This window comes from Chryseobacterium angstadtii (genome assembly GCF_001045465.1).
GTDB classification, from domain to species: domain Bacteria; phylum Bacteroidota; class Bacteroidia; order Flavobacteriales; family Weeksellaceae; genus Chryseobacterium; species Chryseobacterium angstadtii.
The window spans coordinates 798,421-813,093 of record NZ_LFND01000001.1; the positions used below are offsets into that span (position 1 = coordinate 798,421).

Below are 14,673 nucleotides of genomic sequence, written 5' to 3' on the forward strand. Positions count from 1 at the left end.
ATAATTATATGACTTTGTAAGGGATGTGGTCTATCTATTTCTAAATTCTGTCAGTACTTCCTGCTTCCCTCACCCAACAGGTTCGTCTCTCTTTCAGGTTAAAAAATCTATAAAAACTTCCCTTTTCCATTTTCTCTTAAAAGTTTTCGCTAATTTTATTCTTATTAATTTTTTCCAAATTATGAGAATAGAATATGATATAAAGCTTGGATTCAAGGATGTAATGTTCCGTCCGAAACGTTCTACATTAAAATCCCGTTCAGAAGTGGATCTGGAGAGAGAATTCACATTCAAGCATACCAAAAAGAAATGGAGAGGAGTTCCTTTGATTGCCGCTAATATGGATACGGTAGGAACTTTTGAAATGGCGGTAGAACTGGCAAAAGACAAGATTATTACAGCCGTTCACAAACATTATACGCCTGAGGAATGGAGCCAGTTTCTGGACAGTCAGCCGGAAAGTATTCATCAGTATATTGCTTTAAGTACCGGAACCGGAAAAGCAGATGAAGAAAAGCTTAGAATTATCCTCGAAAAGCACCCAAAAATCGAGTTTCTCTGCATAGATGTAGCTAATGGTTATTCTGAGCATTTCGTTGGATTTGTGAAGAGAGCAAGAGCTCAGTTTCCGGACAAGATTATCATGGCAGGAAATGTAGTAACCGGAGAAATGGTCGAAGAACTTCTTTTAGTCGGTGCTGATATCATTAAAGTGGGTATTGGTCCAGGCTCTGTATGTACAACAAGAGTAAAAACGGGAGTCGGTTATCCTCAGCTTTCTGCGATTATTGAATGTTCTGATGCGGCACATGGTCTCGGAGGGCATATCATTGCAGACGGCGGATGTAAAGTTCCGGGAGATGTTGCTAAAGCTTTCGGAGGAGGCGCAGATTTCGTGATGCTTGGCGGTATGTTTGCTGGTCATGACGAAAGCGGCGGCGAAATCATTGAAGAGAACGGAAAAAAATTCCGTTTGTTTTATGGGATGAGCTCCAAAACGGCAATGGACAAGCATTCCGGAGGGGTAGCCGAATACAGAGCATCGGAAGGCAAGACTGTGAAAGCAGCTTATAAAGGTCCTGTTTCAGAGACCGTAAAGGATATTTTGGGTGGTGTACGGTCTACATGTACTTATGTAGGAGCCTCAAAACTGAAAGAACTATCTAAAAGAACCACTTTTATAAGGGTTCAGGAGCAGGAAAATCAGGTTTTTAAGGATTAGTTTTTAAATCCTTTTCAGATAAAAAAATCGGCTGTACGTAAACTGTACAGCCGATTTTTATTATTTTTTAAGTAAGCATTCCGCCATCTACGTTCAGCGTCTGCCCTGTGATGTAAGAAGCCATTTCACTTCCTAAAAATACACATGCATTGGCTACATTTTCAGTTTGTCCCAGTCTCTTCAACGGAATCTGGTCTCTCCATCCCTGGATTGTTTTTTCATCCAGTACCGAAGTCATCTCTGTTTCAATGAATCCCGGAGCTACTGCGTTACATCTGATGTTTCTTGATCCTAATTCCAAAGCAATAGATTTTGTAAATCCAATTACTCCGGCTTTAGAGGCAGCATAGTTGGATTGTCCTGCATTTCCGCTAATTCCAACTACAGAAGTCATATTGATAATAGACCCTGATTTAGCCTTCATCATCGGCTTGATTACCGCTTTTGTAAGGTTAAATACTGAATCCAGGTTGATTCTCATTACTTTGTCCCAGTCTTCCTTAGACATTCTCAACAACAGGTTATCTTTTGTGATTCCTGCATTATTGATGAGAATATCTATCTTCCCAAACTCCTCCATTACATCATCTATTAACTTTTGGGCTGCATCATAATCTGATGCGTCAGACTGATATCCTTTGATCTGTGTTACAGAACTTAAAGCCGCTTCCAATTCTTGAGCTTTTTCTACAGAGCCGGCATAGGTAAATGCTACTTTTGCACCCTGCTCAGCGTACATTTCAGCAATTCTCTTTCCGATTCCTCTTGTAGCTCCCGTAATTAGCGCTACTTTTCCTTCTAATAGTTTCATCATATCTCTTGATAATTATATTCTTAGTAAATACTTGCGTCTTTTTAAAAAACAGCAATTTAGCATATTTAATCCTATACAAATTAAACAGTGCGCAAAGATATTATAAATTGTTATTCAATGCATTCCAAATCATCAAATTAGTGAAATTTTTTCGCTGTTTTTTATCATATCTTAAAGACGGCTGCCACTATTTTTGAATCTTGTAAAATAAAGAATATCCGTTTTTTTGTCTTTATCCAACTTTAAAACCTCTTTCTGCCAGTAATATTTATCATAAATAATATCCTTCAGAGGTTCGTTCTGGAAATTCACGACTCCATATTTTTCCTGCTTTTTTACCACTATTTCGTTCTCAGAATTTTCAAACATAATAATATCATCATAAATGAACGGGATGATCTCCTTCCCTTTTTCATTCATCACTCCATATAAATTACTGCCGTTTCTGCAGACTGCCGGCTTTGAATACAGATTGAAAATATTGAAAAAATCCGGTTCCTGTTCTTTAATAAATACAATATCCTTCAAAGGGGACTCAGCTTTGTTCAGTACGGAGAATGTATAATAGATGTCCTGTTTTTTAATGATCAGCTGATCGGGATAAAATGCTATAATCCGGGTATTTTCCTCCAGAATATTTTTTAGATCCTGATCGAGGAATTTTTCTTCCTCTCCTTTTTTGAGATAAACAAAGTCTTTCCCTGAAATGCTGAAGCTCTGTATAAAATCATATTCCAGAGGAACAATGATATCTCCATTAAGATTTACCATTCCGGTCTTCTTTGATTTATCGCTGTAGACACTGAAAAGATCATTGAATAGCGGCGTTAAATATTTAAAATTACCCGGATAAAGTTTTTTGTCTTTGTTACTGAAAACAGTAGCCTTTCCCTTTTTTCTCAGATAAATATATTCTTTTGCTCCGAAATATTCCGGTGTGGCCTCGTCATACATCTCTTCAGCCAGAATATTTTCTTCAGAGTCTATCAAACCGTATTTTCCGGTTGCTCTGTTCTTCGTGATCAGATAAGGATAAGCCGCTAAACTGTAGATCTGTGCAGAAAACTGATGCAGCGTCTGCCCTTCTTTACCGATAATTTCACTTTGATTATTCTCGTTGAGAATCAATGCTTTTCCGTTTTCAAAATGATAATCTTCTTTGAATTCCCGGCTGCTGATCTGCTTTCCGTCAAAATCATATAAAAACCATTTTTTATCTTTAAGAACAAAAAAACGGTCTTCTTCCGCAAACTGAATCCTGTCCGAATAAGGAATAATCTGCTTTCCGTTAAAGTCATACACCGCTTCTTTCCCGTCTTTGGATGAAATAATCCGTTTTTCGCTGAGCCACGGTGTATTAAAGCTCTGATTATCGAGAGGAAGCAACTGATTTCCCTTTTCGTCAATCACCGCAGATTTTGTCTTGTTTCCTGGTTCTTCAGCGGTAAGAATGAATCTGTTTTTAAAAATATGCGAAATACCGGAAGCCGATTCATAGGTAATATTCCCCAATGAATCTACAATGCCTCTTGTTTTTGTCTTTGAATCGTAAATGGTTCCGTAGCCTCCCGAGTAGGAATTGACTTCCTTTCCGGTCTTTTTTGACAGCAGAATTTTTGTATACTGATTGGTCTGGGCCATACACACTGATGAACACAGTGCGAAAACTAAGTTTTTCAATGAATTTAGATAGAATTATTGACAATAAGAACGATCTCTCCTTTTAAAGTTTTGCTTTTGGAAAATTCAATTAATTCACTGATTGTTCCCCGTTTTGTTTCTTCAAATTTTTTAGAAATCTCCCTACTCAGACTGGCTTTTGTTTCTTCTCCGAAAAACTCTTTGATTTGCTCAAGAGTCGTATTGATTTTGTGCGGGCTTTCGTATAAAACAATCGTTTTCTTTTCTTCTGCCAGCTGTTTCAGTTTGGTTTGTCTTCCTTTTTTCTGAGGCAGGAATCCTGCAAACAGAAATTCGTTATTGGGAAGTCCGGACACCACAAGTGCCGGAATAAGGGCTGTTGCTCCCGGAAGGCATATCATTTCAATCTGATGGTCTGCCCCCGCTTTGGCTAAAAGATAACCCGGATCTGAAATTCCCGGCGTACCAGCATCCGTAATAATGGCTATATTCTGGCCGCTTTTAAGATCATTAATCACCTTTTCTGTGGCCTGATGCTCATTATGAAGATGATAAGATTTTAAAGGTTTGGAAATTTCGTAATGTTTTAACAATATTCCTGAAGTTCTTGTGTCTTCACATAAAATATAGTCAACTTCCTTGAGGACTTTCACTGCCCTGAAGGTCATATCTTCAAGGTTCCCAACGGGTGTGGGAACAAAATATAAGATTCCGCTCAAAATTATAAGAATTTATTTTCTACCAATATCCAGAGTCTCTGCGCATATTCATCTACTTTACTCCACTTTCTTTCGTAATAAAGATCGCTCAGATATTCTTTTGCTTCTTCAAGGTTTCTGAATCCGTTCAGTCGGGAAACGGTTTCATTCAGATCCGACTGGCTTCCTCCGAACAGCATTTTTGAAAAAGCAATTCTGTCATTCAGATCCAGCCTGAATTCCGGTTTCACTTTATCCGCCTCCATAAATTGGGTAGGAATATTTGTTTTCAGGATGCTTCCCTGCTCTTCTTTTACTTCCGGTACCGGTGGTTTTTCCTTTGGTACTTCCCGCTCAAGAGGATCATCGTCAAAAAGAGTCTGTACGGCCTTTAGCCCTTTGATATTGGCCAGTTTTATTTTTTTCTCCTGCTGATAAGCTTCCAAATCTTCGAAACTTTCATCAGAAGCATGTTTTTCTTTTTCTGAAACAGGTTTGTCTATTTCTACAATCTTCCTTCTGTCGTGCACTTCAGCAAGTATGGTTTCTTCTTTCTCTTCTGAAGGAAAATCGTTTTTTATTTCGCTGAGAATACTTTCCACATTGGAAGTTTCTGTAAGCATTTCTCCCTGTTCTATCGTAACATTGGTTACACTGAATTGTTCTTCATTTTCCTCAATCAGTATTTCGTCTTCCAGCATTTCAGTATCAAAAATGCTTGGAATTCTTTCTGCCTGTTCTTTTGTCTGATCTTCAGTATTATGATCAGATTCTTCTTTTATACGCTCATCCGAAGCCTTTGTTTCATGTGAAACGTTGTCTTCATCTTCGTCTATTTCATTAAGCTGATTATTGAAAACGGCTTCTTCTTCCGTAGTTTCATTGATGAATAAATCTTCATTAAGATCTTCATCGTTATCCGGTTTTGCATCGGCAAGAATTCTTTCTTCATCCACAAAACTGAAGACTTTTTCCTGGGCATTGAAAGATTCATTTTCATCAATTTCGTTCAATTGGTTATTGAAAATAGCCTCTTCTTCCGTAACATCGTTGTGAGGAGTGTTTTCCTGAATTTTTTCAGATGAGCCTTCTGCATCATTTTCTTCTGCAAAACTCACAATGTTCTCGTGGAATTTATTTTCCACAATCTCATCGAGCTGATGATTAAATTTCGCCTCTTCATCATCTGATATTGCGGTAAAATTTTCAGCTTCGTTTTCATCGATCTCGTTAAATTCATTATTGAAAATAGCCTCTTCTTCCGTTACTTCATTACTGGAATCATAATCTTCATCTGAACTTAAAGAAACATACTGGTTCTCCGTATTTTGCTTAGAATTGTCATTCACAAAATACTCCATATTTTTTTCCAGCAGTCTTAAAAATGAGATTCTGTTGGCAAGCTCATCCACAAGATCCTGCTTAGAAAGTAATTCGTCTACGTTGTTGATTTTCTCCAAAATATCAATGATATTTTTGGATTCAAAAAAAAATTTTTCCTTTAAATCTTGGATGTTCTGCATAATAAGAATCTTATTAAAATTGCTTACTTTTGATCTTAAAAATATACGGCTAATTTAACAAATGTTTTTAGAAAATACAATTAATCATTCCAAACAAAGTGGTTGGATGGAAGTTATTTGTGGCTCTATGTTTTCGGGAAAAACCGAGGAACTGATCCGAAGATTGCGAAGAGCAGAAATGGCGGGGCAGAACGTGGAAATTTTTAAACCGAGACTGGATACACGATATTCTGAAGAGGACGTAGTTTCTCACAATCAGAATAAAATCCGCAGTACAGCAGTAGATAATCCCAATGAAATTCTTCTGCTGGCCTCAAACTGTGATGTAGTGGGAATAGATGAAGCTCAATTTTTTGATGAAAGCATTGTTGATATTGCCAACCAGCTAGCCAACAGCGGCATAAGGGTTGTAATAGCCGGTCTTGATATGGATTTCCTGGGACGTCCGTTCGGGCCGATGCCGAATTTAATGGCTACGGCAGAATACGTTACAAAAGTGCATGCTATTTGCAAGAGAACTGGTAATCTGGCCAATTATTCCATGAGGATTTCTCAGGGAAACAATCTGGTGGAACTCGGCGAAACAGAAAGCTACGAAGCGGTAAGCCGGCGTGTTTTCATAGACGAAGTACTTTTAAAAAGAAAATAAAATATTCAAAAGACGGATAAGCCTGTTTGCAGACAAGCAAATTGGCTTCTATATAAAAAGCAGAAGGAGGTATTAATGAACTATACAGCACAACAAATTGCAGAGATCACCAATGCACAGGTCATTGGAGACAAAACTTCAGTGATCAGAAATATTGCATTTGACAGCAGAATTATTTATTCAACGAAGAATACAGCATTTATCGCCATCAATACGCATAAAAATTCAGGTGAAAAATTCATTGAATCTTCTGTGGATCGTGGGATTGATGTCATTATTTCTGAGCATCAGTATCCTCAATTTGAACATGTAACATGGATCATTGTCGAAAATTCGGTCGATTTCCTTCAGAAACTGGCCCGATATCATTTCGAAAACTCTCATCTTAAATCCATTGGAATTACAGGAAGTAACGGAAAAACCATCCTAAAAGAATGGCTTTATCAATGTTTATGGAATGAATTCCCTACAGTAAAAAGTCCGAAAAGTTTTAATTCCCAGATCGGGCTCCCCCTTTCTCTGCTCCAGATTAACAATTCTCATGAACTTGGAATTTTTGAAGTAGGAATTTCAAAGCCGCATGAAATGGAGAAACTGGAAAGCATATTTCATCCGCAAATCGGACTGCTTACTCACATCGGAAATGCTCACGCAGCGAATTTTGAATCTGAAGAGCAGCTGGTTGATGAAAAAATAAAGCTTTTTAAGCATTCCGAGGTTGTTATTTACAATGGAGATCATTCTTTGGTCACAAAAAAGGTCAATGAATTATATTCGAATAAAAAATTAATTTCTTACGGTCTTACAGAGCAAAATGATGTCTTTATTAAATCCAACAGCAGTAAAGATGAAAAGATTACGGTTGTTTATTTTGACGAAGAAATCTCCTTCCCTGTTCATCAGAGGGATGAAGCTACGCTGACCAATGCTTTGGCTCTTATCACTGTTTTAAAAGAACTGAATATCGACAATCAGAAGATTATTGAAAAAATCAATTCTTTAAAAGCTGTGGAAATGCGTCTGGAAGCTATTGAAGGAATTAAAAACAATATTATTATCAACGATTCATTTAATCTGGATCTTGATTCTTTGAAAACGGCTCTTCAGTTTCTGAATGAATATAATAAAACCAAAAAATCTCTGGTCTTAACGGATATTGTTGGGGTAAATTCTAATTCAAAAGAACTTTATGAAGAAGTTTCTGAACTGGTGAATGAACAAAAATTTGATTCTGTGCTGCTTATCGGCGATGAAATATCAAAGTTTAGTGAATTATTTAAATCTAAAACATCTACTTTCGTTAGCACTCAGGAATTAATTGACAGCAAGCATCTTACGGAAATTGAAAACCAGATTATCCTTCTCAAAGGAGCGAGAAAGTTTGAAATAGAAAAGCTTAAAGATATTCTTGAACTGAGAAAGCATGATACGGTTCTGGAAATCAATCTGAATGCGATTCTTCATAACATCAATTATCATAAATCCATACTGAAGCCGGAAACAAAAATGATGGCAATGGTAAAAGCCAATGCATATGGATTGGGCAGTTATGAAATTTCAGAATTCCTACAACACCATCATATTGATTATCTGGGTGTTGCTTTTGCTGACGAGGGTGTAGAACTCCGTAAAAAAGGGATCACTACTCCGATTGTCGTGATGAATCCTGAGCAGCACAGCTACGAAACCATTATTGAATATAATCTTGAGCCTGAAATATACAGCTTCAGGGTTTTGGAACTTTTCTATGAAGCGGTTCAAAAATCCGGATATGATAAAAAATATCCTATTCACATAAAGCTGGAAACCGGGATGCACCGTCTTGGTTTCAAAGATTTTGAGCTGGATCTTCTAAGCGAAACTTTAAGCTCAAAAAATGTAAAAGTTCAGAGCTTGTTCAGTCATTTGTCTTCTTCTGATGTACCTGAAGAAAGAGAATTTACTTTGAAACAGCTGGAAACTTTTGAAAAGAATTCCGGTTATCTGATTGAAAAACTGGGCTACGCTCCTATCCGACATATTCTCAATTCTTCCGGAATAACGAGTTATACGGAACATCAGTACGATATGGTAAGAATCGGGATCGGAATGCTAGGAGAATCACCAAGCAGTGAAATACAAAAACAACTGCAGTCTGTTGTAAGTTTTAAAACTGTAATCTCACAGATTTCAACCGTTGAAAATGGAGAATCTGTAGGTTACAGCAGAAGATACAAGCCGGATCATGCTGCCAAAATCGCTACAATTCCTGTGGGCTATGCCGACGGAATTCCGAGACTGATCGGAAACCAGGTAGGAAATGTGGGGGTAAATAAAATACTGGCCCCGATTGTAGGGAATGTCTGTATGGATATGATGATGATCAATGTAGACCAGATCCCGAATGTTAAAGAAGGTGATACCGTTACCGTCTTTAATGCAAAACCAAGTTTAAAAGAATTCGCAGATTACTGCAAAACGATTACCTATGAAGTGTTAACCTCCATTTCGCCCCGGGTGAAACGGATTTATATAAAAGACTAGCTATGAGAAAACTCCTGATTCTTCTCTTCGTATTCCAACTCCTTATGATCCATTCTCAAGTGAAAAAGGATCTGGTGATCCCCAAAAATCCCAAAATAGGTCTTTCCCTTGCAGGTGGCGGAGCTAAAGGATTTTCACACGTCGGAGTACTGAAAGTATTAGATTCATTGGGAGTAAAGGTAGATTATATATCGGGAACCAGTATGGGAGCCATTGTAGGCGGACTGTATGCTTCAGGCTATTCCGGAAAAGAAATAGAGAAAATTGTAATGGATACAGATTTCTATTCTCTGATTATGGATCCCAAATCCAGACAGGAATCGTCTTTCTTCAACAAATCTGTTGATAAATATCTTTTGTCCATTCCTTTAAAAAACGGAAAAATATCCCTTCCCTCTTCTATAAGTTCTGGCCAGAGAAATGTTTATCTGCTTAAAGAACTTTTTAAAAATGTTTCCAATATTGATGATTTCTCGAAATTACCCATTCCTTTTATGTGTGTAGCCACCAATCTGGAAAGCGGAAATATGGAGATTTTCGAAAAGGGAGATCTGGTACAGTCTATTATGGCCAGCTCGGCTTTCCCATCTCTTATGGATCCTGTAAAAATTGGAGACAGCATTTACATAGACGGGGCAATGACGGTCAATTATCCTTCAAAACCATTAAAGGACAAAGGAATCGATATCGTCATTGGAGTGGACCTTAACCAGGATTTATCAAAAAGAGAGGATTTAAACAACATTATTTCAATTCTTAATCAGGTTATAGACTTTGGAATCAAAAGAGATACCCGGAAACAATACAAATACACGGACATCAATATCAAGCCGAACCTTAAAGGAATGACTGCCACCAGCTATGACGACAAGAAGAAAATTCTGGACAGCGGATATGTGGAAGGCATGAAATATACTGCAATATTGGATAAGCTTCCGAAACGGTCCTTTGACCGCCTCAGAGAGCGTGTAAATCCTATATATTCCAATGTGTATAAGATCGATAGTATTTCATTGGAAGGAGGCAGAATTTACGGTAAAAACTACGTTCTGGGGAAAATGGGGCTTCGTCTCCCCTCTATGCAGACTTATGGAAGCATCAACAAAAAAATAGACAAACTGGTTGCTACCAATAATTACCGGTTCATCAATTATGATATCATTCCGGAAAATAATGCCAGCTATCTTAAACTGTATGTCACAGAAGACGAAGCCCGCCATTTCTTAAAAGTAGGGCTCCATTATGACGAAGTTTTCAAAACAGGGCTTCTGCTGAATTACTCAGGAAAGCGTCTCCTATTTAAAAACTCAAATCTTTCACTCGATGTAGTGGTAGGAGATAAACCAAGATACTATCTGAATTATTTTATAGACAACGGTTATATTCCAGGATTTGGTATCTACTCTTCAGGGATGAGCTTTGATCTTAAAAATGTAGATAATAATATCGTTGACAAATGGGAATGGTTCAGAAACGAGGCCTATATACAGTCCGTTTGGAGAGATAAATTTGCAATTGGAGGTGGAATAAGCCACGATTACTTTGGAGCCGAAATAAACGGTGTACACGAGAGATACATGCGTTTTCTGAACCCTTATGTATTCCTGAAGAGCGATACGCAGGATGACAAAGATTTCCCTTCCAGAGGGATTTATATCAATGCCGAAGGTAAGGTCATTGATCTTTTGAAATCTGAGGTTGAAAAAAGGATCATTCAGGTGAAAGCAGATATAAGACTTAATGTTCCGCTTTCGAAACAGTTCACCTACCGACTTAATCTTTACGGCGGTATTACCATCGGGGATGAGCTTCCTGAATTTTACCAGTACAGGCTGGGTGGAATTTTTGAACAGAATTTGATTAATTTCAAAAGCTTCGGTGGATTCTATTTTGCGCAGTTAAATACAAACAATGTGGTACTGGTTTCTAATGATATCCAGTTTAAATTCAACAAAAACTATTTTATCAGCGGAAATTTTAGTTTTGCTAATCTTTCTGATGATATAAAATTTGAGGATGCAGTTAAAGTAAATTTTAGTTCTTTAGGACTTACTGCAGGCTACAAATCTCCTTTCGGGCAGATTAAAGTAAATTTTAGCCACTCACTTAAAAACAATCAAAAAGGCATATTCAGTGTTATTTTAGGACACTGGTTTTAATACGATGATACAATTCTTTTACGAAAACTTACAGGAATCTGTCAATACAGATTATCAAAAATGGCTGGAAGATATTATTCTTTCGGAAGAAAAAAAACTGGGTGAAATCAACTATATATTCTGTGATGACGAATATCTTTTAAAAATCAATCAGGACTATCTTCAGCATGATTATTATACCGACATCATCACTTTCGATTATGTAAAAGGCAAAACAATAAGCGGGGAGATTTTTGTATCTTTGCAGCGAATTTCAGACAACGCTTCTACTCTATCCAAAGATTATGAAGAAGAATTAAAAAGGGTCTTGGCCCATGGCATTCTTCACCTCTCAGGATACAAGGATAAGACGGAAGAAGAAGAGAAAGAGATGCGAAGAATGGAAGATCTTTATCTGGCTAAGTTCAGGAATTTAAATTCTTAACAAATTGAAGAATCACTTAAAGGATAATCCGTAAAGTGTTCAAACATAGTCACAATAAAAGCTCACCTAGAGTGCATTCTCTAAAAATGTTTCACGTGAAACATTCATAGAAAACAGTAATATTAAAGGCTTTAAAAAGCAATATAAAAATGATTTCAGATACATATGACGTAATCGTAGTAGGTGCCGGACATGCAGGTTGTGAAGCTGCAGCTGCGGCCGCGAATTTAGGTTCGAAGACCCTGCTTGTTACAATGAATATGCAGACCATCGGACAGATGAGCTGCAACCCTGCAATGGGAGGAATCGCAAAAGGACAGATCGTAAGAGAGATTGATGCTATGGGAGGATACTCCGGAATTGTAGCAGATAAATCTGCCATCCAGTTCAAAATGCTGAACCTTTCCAAGGGCCCAGCGATGTGGTCTCCAAGAACGCAAAATGACAGAATGCTTTTTGCGGAAGAATGGAGATTGGCATTAGAAAATACACCCAATCTTGACTTCTTTCAGGATATGGTGAAACAGCTTATTGTTGAAAATAATAAAGTAACCGGAGTGGTTACTTCTTTAGGAATTGAAATAAAAGGCAAATCTGTTGTTCTTACCAACGGTACATTTCTTAACGGATTAATTCATGTTGGAGACAAACAATTGGGAGGTGGAAGAATGGGTGAACCCAGAGCTTTCGGAATTACAGAACAATTGGTTTCTTTAGGTTTCGAAGCAGGAAGAATGAAAACAGGAACTCCTCCCCGCGTAGACGGAAGAAGTCTTGATTATTCTAAAATGGAAGAACAGAAAGGAGATGAAAATCCTCAAAAGTTCAGCTATATGGATACGCCTAAACTGACAAAGCAATTAAGCTGTCATATTGTTTACACCAACGAAACAGTACATGATATTTTAAGAGAAGGTTTTGACAGAAGCCCAATGTTTAATGGAACTATTCAGAGTTTGGGACCAAGATACTGCCCGAGTATAGAAGATAAAATCAACCGTTTTGCAGAAAGAACAAGACACCAGCTTTTCGTAGAACCGGAAGGATGGAAAACGGTTGAAATCTACGTAAACGGATTCAGTTCTTCGCTTCCGGAAGATGTACAGATTAAAGCTATGAAGCAGATTCCGGGCTTTGAAAATGTAAAAGTTTTCCGTCCCGGCTATGCCATTGAATACGATTACTTCCCTCCTACCCAGCTAAAACATACTTTAGAAACAAAATTAATTGACAATTTATATTTTGCAGGTCAAATTAACGGGACTACAGGATATGAAGAAGCTGCCGGACAGGGATTAATTGCAGGAATCAATGCCCACAATAAAGTACACGACAAAGAAGATTTTATCCTGAACAGAGACGAAGCGTATATCGGAGTACTTATTGACGACTTGATTACAAAGGGAACTGAAGAACCTTACAGAATGTTCACTTCCCGTGCAGAATACAGACTTTTGCTAAGACAGGATAACGCAGACATCAGACTTACTGAAAAAGCTTACCATTTAGGCCTTGCTAAAGAAGACAGATTAAGAAAAGTTGAAACGAAAGTAACTAAGAGTCAGGAACTTGAAGAGTTTTTAAGAGAAACTTCTTTAAAACCTGGAATCATTAATCCTATTCTGGAAACTATTGAGAGTAATCCTGTAGATCAGGCTTACAGAGCAGCACAATTCCTTACCAGACCAAATATCACGCTTGATAAGCTGGATACAATCGATACTATCAGAGAATTTTCTTCTCAATATGATGATGAAGTGAGAGAACAGGCTGAGATCAATATCAAGTACAAAGGATATATAGAAAAGGAAAAGGAAAACGTAGCTAAACTCAACCGTCTGGAAAATATAAAAATCCCGGAAGATTTTGATTATACAAGCCTTTCAAGCCTTTCTTCAGAAGCAAAACAGAAAATGTCTAATGTAAAACCAAAAACCATCGCCCAGGCTGGTAGAATCAGTGGGGTATCACCTGCTGATATTAACGTTTTACTGGTGTATTTAGGACGTTAAATCAAAAATGTTTCACGTGAAACATTTGTCAATTAAAAGCAAAAATTAAGGCATTTATGTACGTTGAATTTAACTCATAAATGTCTTAATTTTAAAATATCAAGATAACAATTCAATGAGAATAAAAGATCATTTTCTTTCACAGGAAATATTTGAAATAAAAGAAACAGATACAAAAGGGGTTTTCAAAACCTCCCCTATCCCATCCAATATTTCGAAATATTATGAAAGCGAAGATTATATTTCCCACCACCAGGATTCCGGAAGCTTTAAAGAAAAACTGTATAAATTTCTACAGTCTTTCAATCTGCAATACAAAAAAAATATTCTTGCAGACAGAATAAAAAAAGGATCTAAAGTTCTGGATTACGGTTGCGGAGCCGGAGAATTTGTAAAGTATATAGAAGAAGATTTTCAGACTTTCGGATTCGAACCCGATGCGGATGCAAGAAAAGCTGCAACCACTAAAATTACTAAAGCGGATATCATTGACAATATCGAAATTATTCCTGATAATAGCTTAGATGCAATTACTTTATGGCATGTATTCGAGCATGTAGAAAACCAGGATGAAATGCTGAAGATATTTCATGAGAAATTAAAAGACAAAGGACTTCTAATTATTGCTGTTCCCAACCCTACTTCCTATGATGCAAAACATTACAAAGAATATTGGGCAGCTTATGATGTACCGCGACATATTTATCATTTTTCCAAAAATGGTATGGAAAATTTAATTTCTAAGAAACCGGATTGGAAAATGAGAAAAATCAAACCTTTGGTGTTGGACTCCTTTTACATTTCCATGTTGAGCGAAAAATACAAGAAATCGCCTCTTTTTTGGCTAAAAGCGGTCATCTACGGAACGATTTCTAACGTAAAGGCACTTTTTTCAAACGAATTTTCAAGTTTGATATACATTATCGAAAAAAGATAGAAAATCGATTTTTGAGCCATTTCTGAAGGCCAATTTTCATCAATTTTGACCAAAAAAACAAAAACCCTGAG

General features: G+C 37.2%; 11 protein-coding genes. 7 read left to right on the forward strand and 4 right to left on the reverse strand.

All coding sequences use genetic code 11. The annotated features are described in order from the left end of the window. Positions 1 to 181: 181 nt before the first annotated feature. Positions 182 to 1,222: a GMP reductase gene (locus ACM46_RS03520; RefSeq protein ID WP_048505209.1), complete on the forward strand. Its 1,041-nt coding sequence runs from the start codon at positions 182 to 184 to the stop codon at positions 1,220 to 1,222. A 67-nt stretch (positions 1,223 to 1,289) separates the two neighbouring features. Here the strand turns inward: ACM46_RS03520 and fabG are convergent, their stop codons facing one another. The 4 genes from fabG to ACM46_RS03540 form a co-directional block, all read right to left on the reverse strand. Beyond that, positions 1,290 to 2,033, reverse strand: a complete 744-nt coding sequence (gene fabG / locus ACM46_RS03525; RefSeq protein ID WP_048505592.1) for a 3-oxoacyl-[acyl-carrier-protein] reductase — start codon at positions 2,031 to 2,033, stop codon at positions 1,290 to 1,292. Between the two features lie 174 nt (positions 2,034 to 2,207). After that, a complete protein-coding gene (locus ACM46_RS03530) occupies positions 2,208 to 3,677 on the reverse strand; it encodes a WG repeat-containing protein (protein WP_048505210.1) in 1,470 nt (489 codons plus the stop codon). A gap of 44 nt (positions 3,678 to 3,721) precedes the next feature. Further along, complete coding sequence (gene rsmI / locus ACM46_RS03535; RefSeq protein ID WP_048505211.1) at positions 3,722 to 4,396, reverse strand: 16S rRNA (cytidine(1402)-2'-O)-methyltransferase; 675 nt, start codon at positions 4,394 to 4,396, stop codon at positions 3,722 to 3,724. 2 nt (positions 4,397 to 4,398) lie between these two features. Continuing rightward, positions 4,399 to 5,898, reverse strand: coding sequence for a hypothetical protein (locus tag ACM46_RS03540; protein ID WP_048505212.1), 1,500 nt, complete (start codon positions 5,896 to 5,898; stop codon positions 4,399 to 4,401). Between the two features lie 61 nt (positions 5,899 to 5,959). Between ACM46_RS03540 and ACM46_RS03545 the strand changes: the two genes are divergently transcribed. The 6 genes from ACM46_RS03545 to ACM46_RS03570 all read left to right on the forward strand — a co-directional run bounded on the left by ACM46_RS03545 (position 5,960) and on the right by ACM46_RS03570 (position 14,602). Further along, complete coding sequence (locus ACM46_RS03545) at positions 5,960 to 6,547, forward strand: thymidine kinase (protein WP_048505213.1); 588 nt, start codon at positions 5,960 to 5,962, stop codon at positions 6,545 to 6,547. 75 nt (positions 6,548 to 6,622) lie between these two features. Then, the gene (locus ACM46_RS03550) at positions 6,623 to 9,070 is read left to right on the forward strand and encodes a bifunctional UDP-N-acetylmuramoyl-tripeptide:D-alanyl-D-alanine ligase/alanine racemase (protein ID WP_048505214.1); all 2,448 of its coding nucleotides are present in this window, start codon (positions 6,623 to 6,625) and stop codon (positions 9,068 to 9,070) included. Between the two features lie 2 nt (positions 9,071 to 9,072). Continuing rightward, entirely contained in the window at positions 9,073 to 11,229 is a 2,157-nt protein-coding gene (locus tag ACM46_RS03555) for a patatin-like phospholipase family protein (RefSeq protein ID WP_048505215.1), read from the forward strand. 4 nt (positions 11,230 to 11,233) lie between these two features. Next, complete coding sequence (gene ybeY / locus ACM46_RS03560; protein WP_048505216.1) at positions 11,234 to 11,653, forward strand: rRNA maturation RNase YbeY; 420 nt, start codon at positions 11,234 to 11,236, stop codon at positions 11,651 to 11,653. Positions 11,654 to 11,802: 149 nt separating this feature from the next. Then, positions 11,803 to 13,665 (forward strand): tRNA uridine-5-carboxymethylaminomethyl(34) synthesis enzyme MnmG, encoded by a 1,863-nt coding sequence (gene mnmG, locus ACM46_RS03565; RefSeq protein WP_048505217.1) that lies wholly within the window; start codon positions 11,803 to 11,805, stop codon positions 13,663 to 13,665. Between the two features lie 115 nt (positions 13,666 to 13,780). After that, positions 13,781 to 14,602, forward strand: a complete 822-nt coding sequence (locus tag ACM46_RS03570) for a class I SAM-dependent methyltransferase (RefSeq protein WP_048505218.1) — start codon at positions 13,781 to 13,783, stop codon at positions 14,600 to 14,602. The last annotated feature ends 71 nt before the right edge of the window (positions 14,603 to 14,673 follow it).

Coding starts and splice junctions, on each gene's coding strand:
- ybeY (WP_048505216.1), top strand. CDS start 11,234: ATGATACAATTCTTTTACGAAAACTTACAGGAATCTGTCAATACAGAT.
- fabG (WP_048505592.1), bottom strand. CDS start 2,033: ATGAAACTATTAGAAGGAAAAGTAGCGCTAATTACGGGAGCTACAAGA.
- ACM46_RS03540 (WP_048505212.1), bottom strand. CDS start 5,898: ATGCAGAACATCCAAGATTTAAAGGAAAAATTTTTTTTTGAATCCAAA.
- ACM46_RS03545 (WP_048505213.1), top strand. CDS start 5,960: ATGTTTTTAGAAAATACAATTAATCATTCCAAACAAAGTGGTTGGATG.
- ACM46_RS03550 (WP_048505214.1), top strand. CDS start 6,623: ATGAACTATACAGCACAACAAATTGCAGAGATCACCAATGCACAGGTC.
- mnmG (WP_048505217.1), top strand. CDS start 11,803: ATGATTTCAGATACATATGACGTAATCGTAGTAGGTGCCGGACATGCA.
- ACM46_RS03570 (WP_048505218.1), top strand. CDS start 13,781: ATGAGAATAAAAGATCATTTTCTTTCACAGGAAATATTTGAAATAAAA.
- ACM46_RS03520 (WP_048505209.1), top strand. CDS start 182: ATGAGAATAGAATATGATATAAAGCTTGGATTCAAGGATGTAATGTTC.
- ACM46_RS03530 (WP_048505210.1), bottom strand. CDS start 3,677: ATGGCCCAGACCAATCAGTATACAAAAATTCTGCTGTCAAAAAAGACC.
- ACM46_RS03555 (WP_048505215.1), top strand. CDS start 9,073: ATGAGAAAACTCCTGATTCTTCTCTTCGTATTCCAACTCCTTATGATC.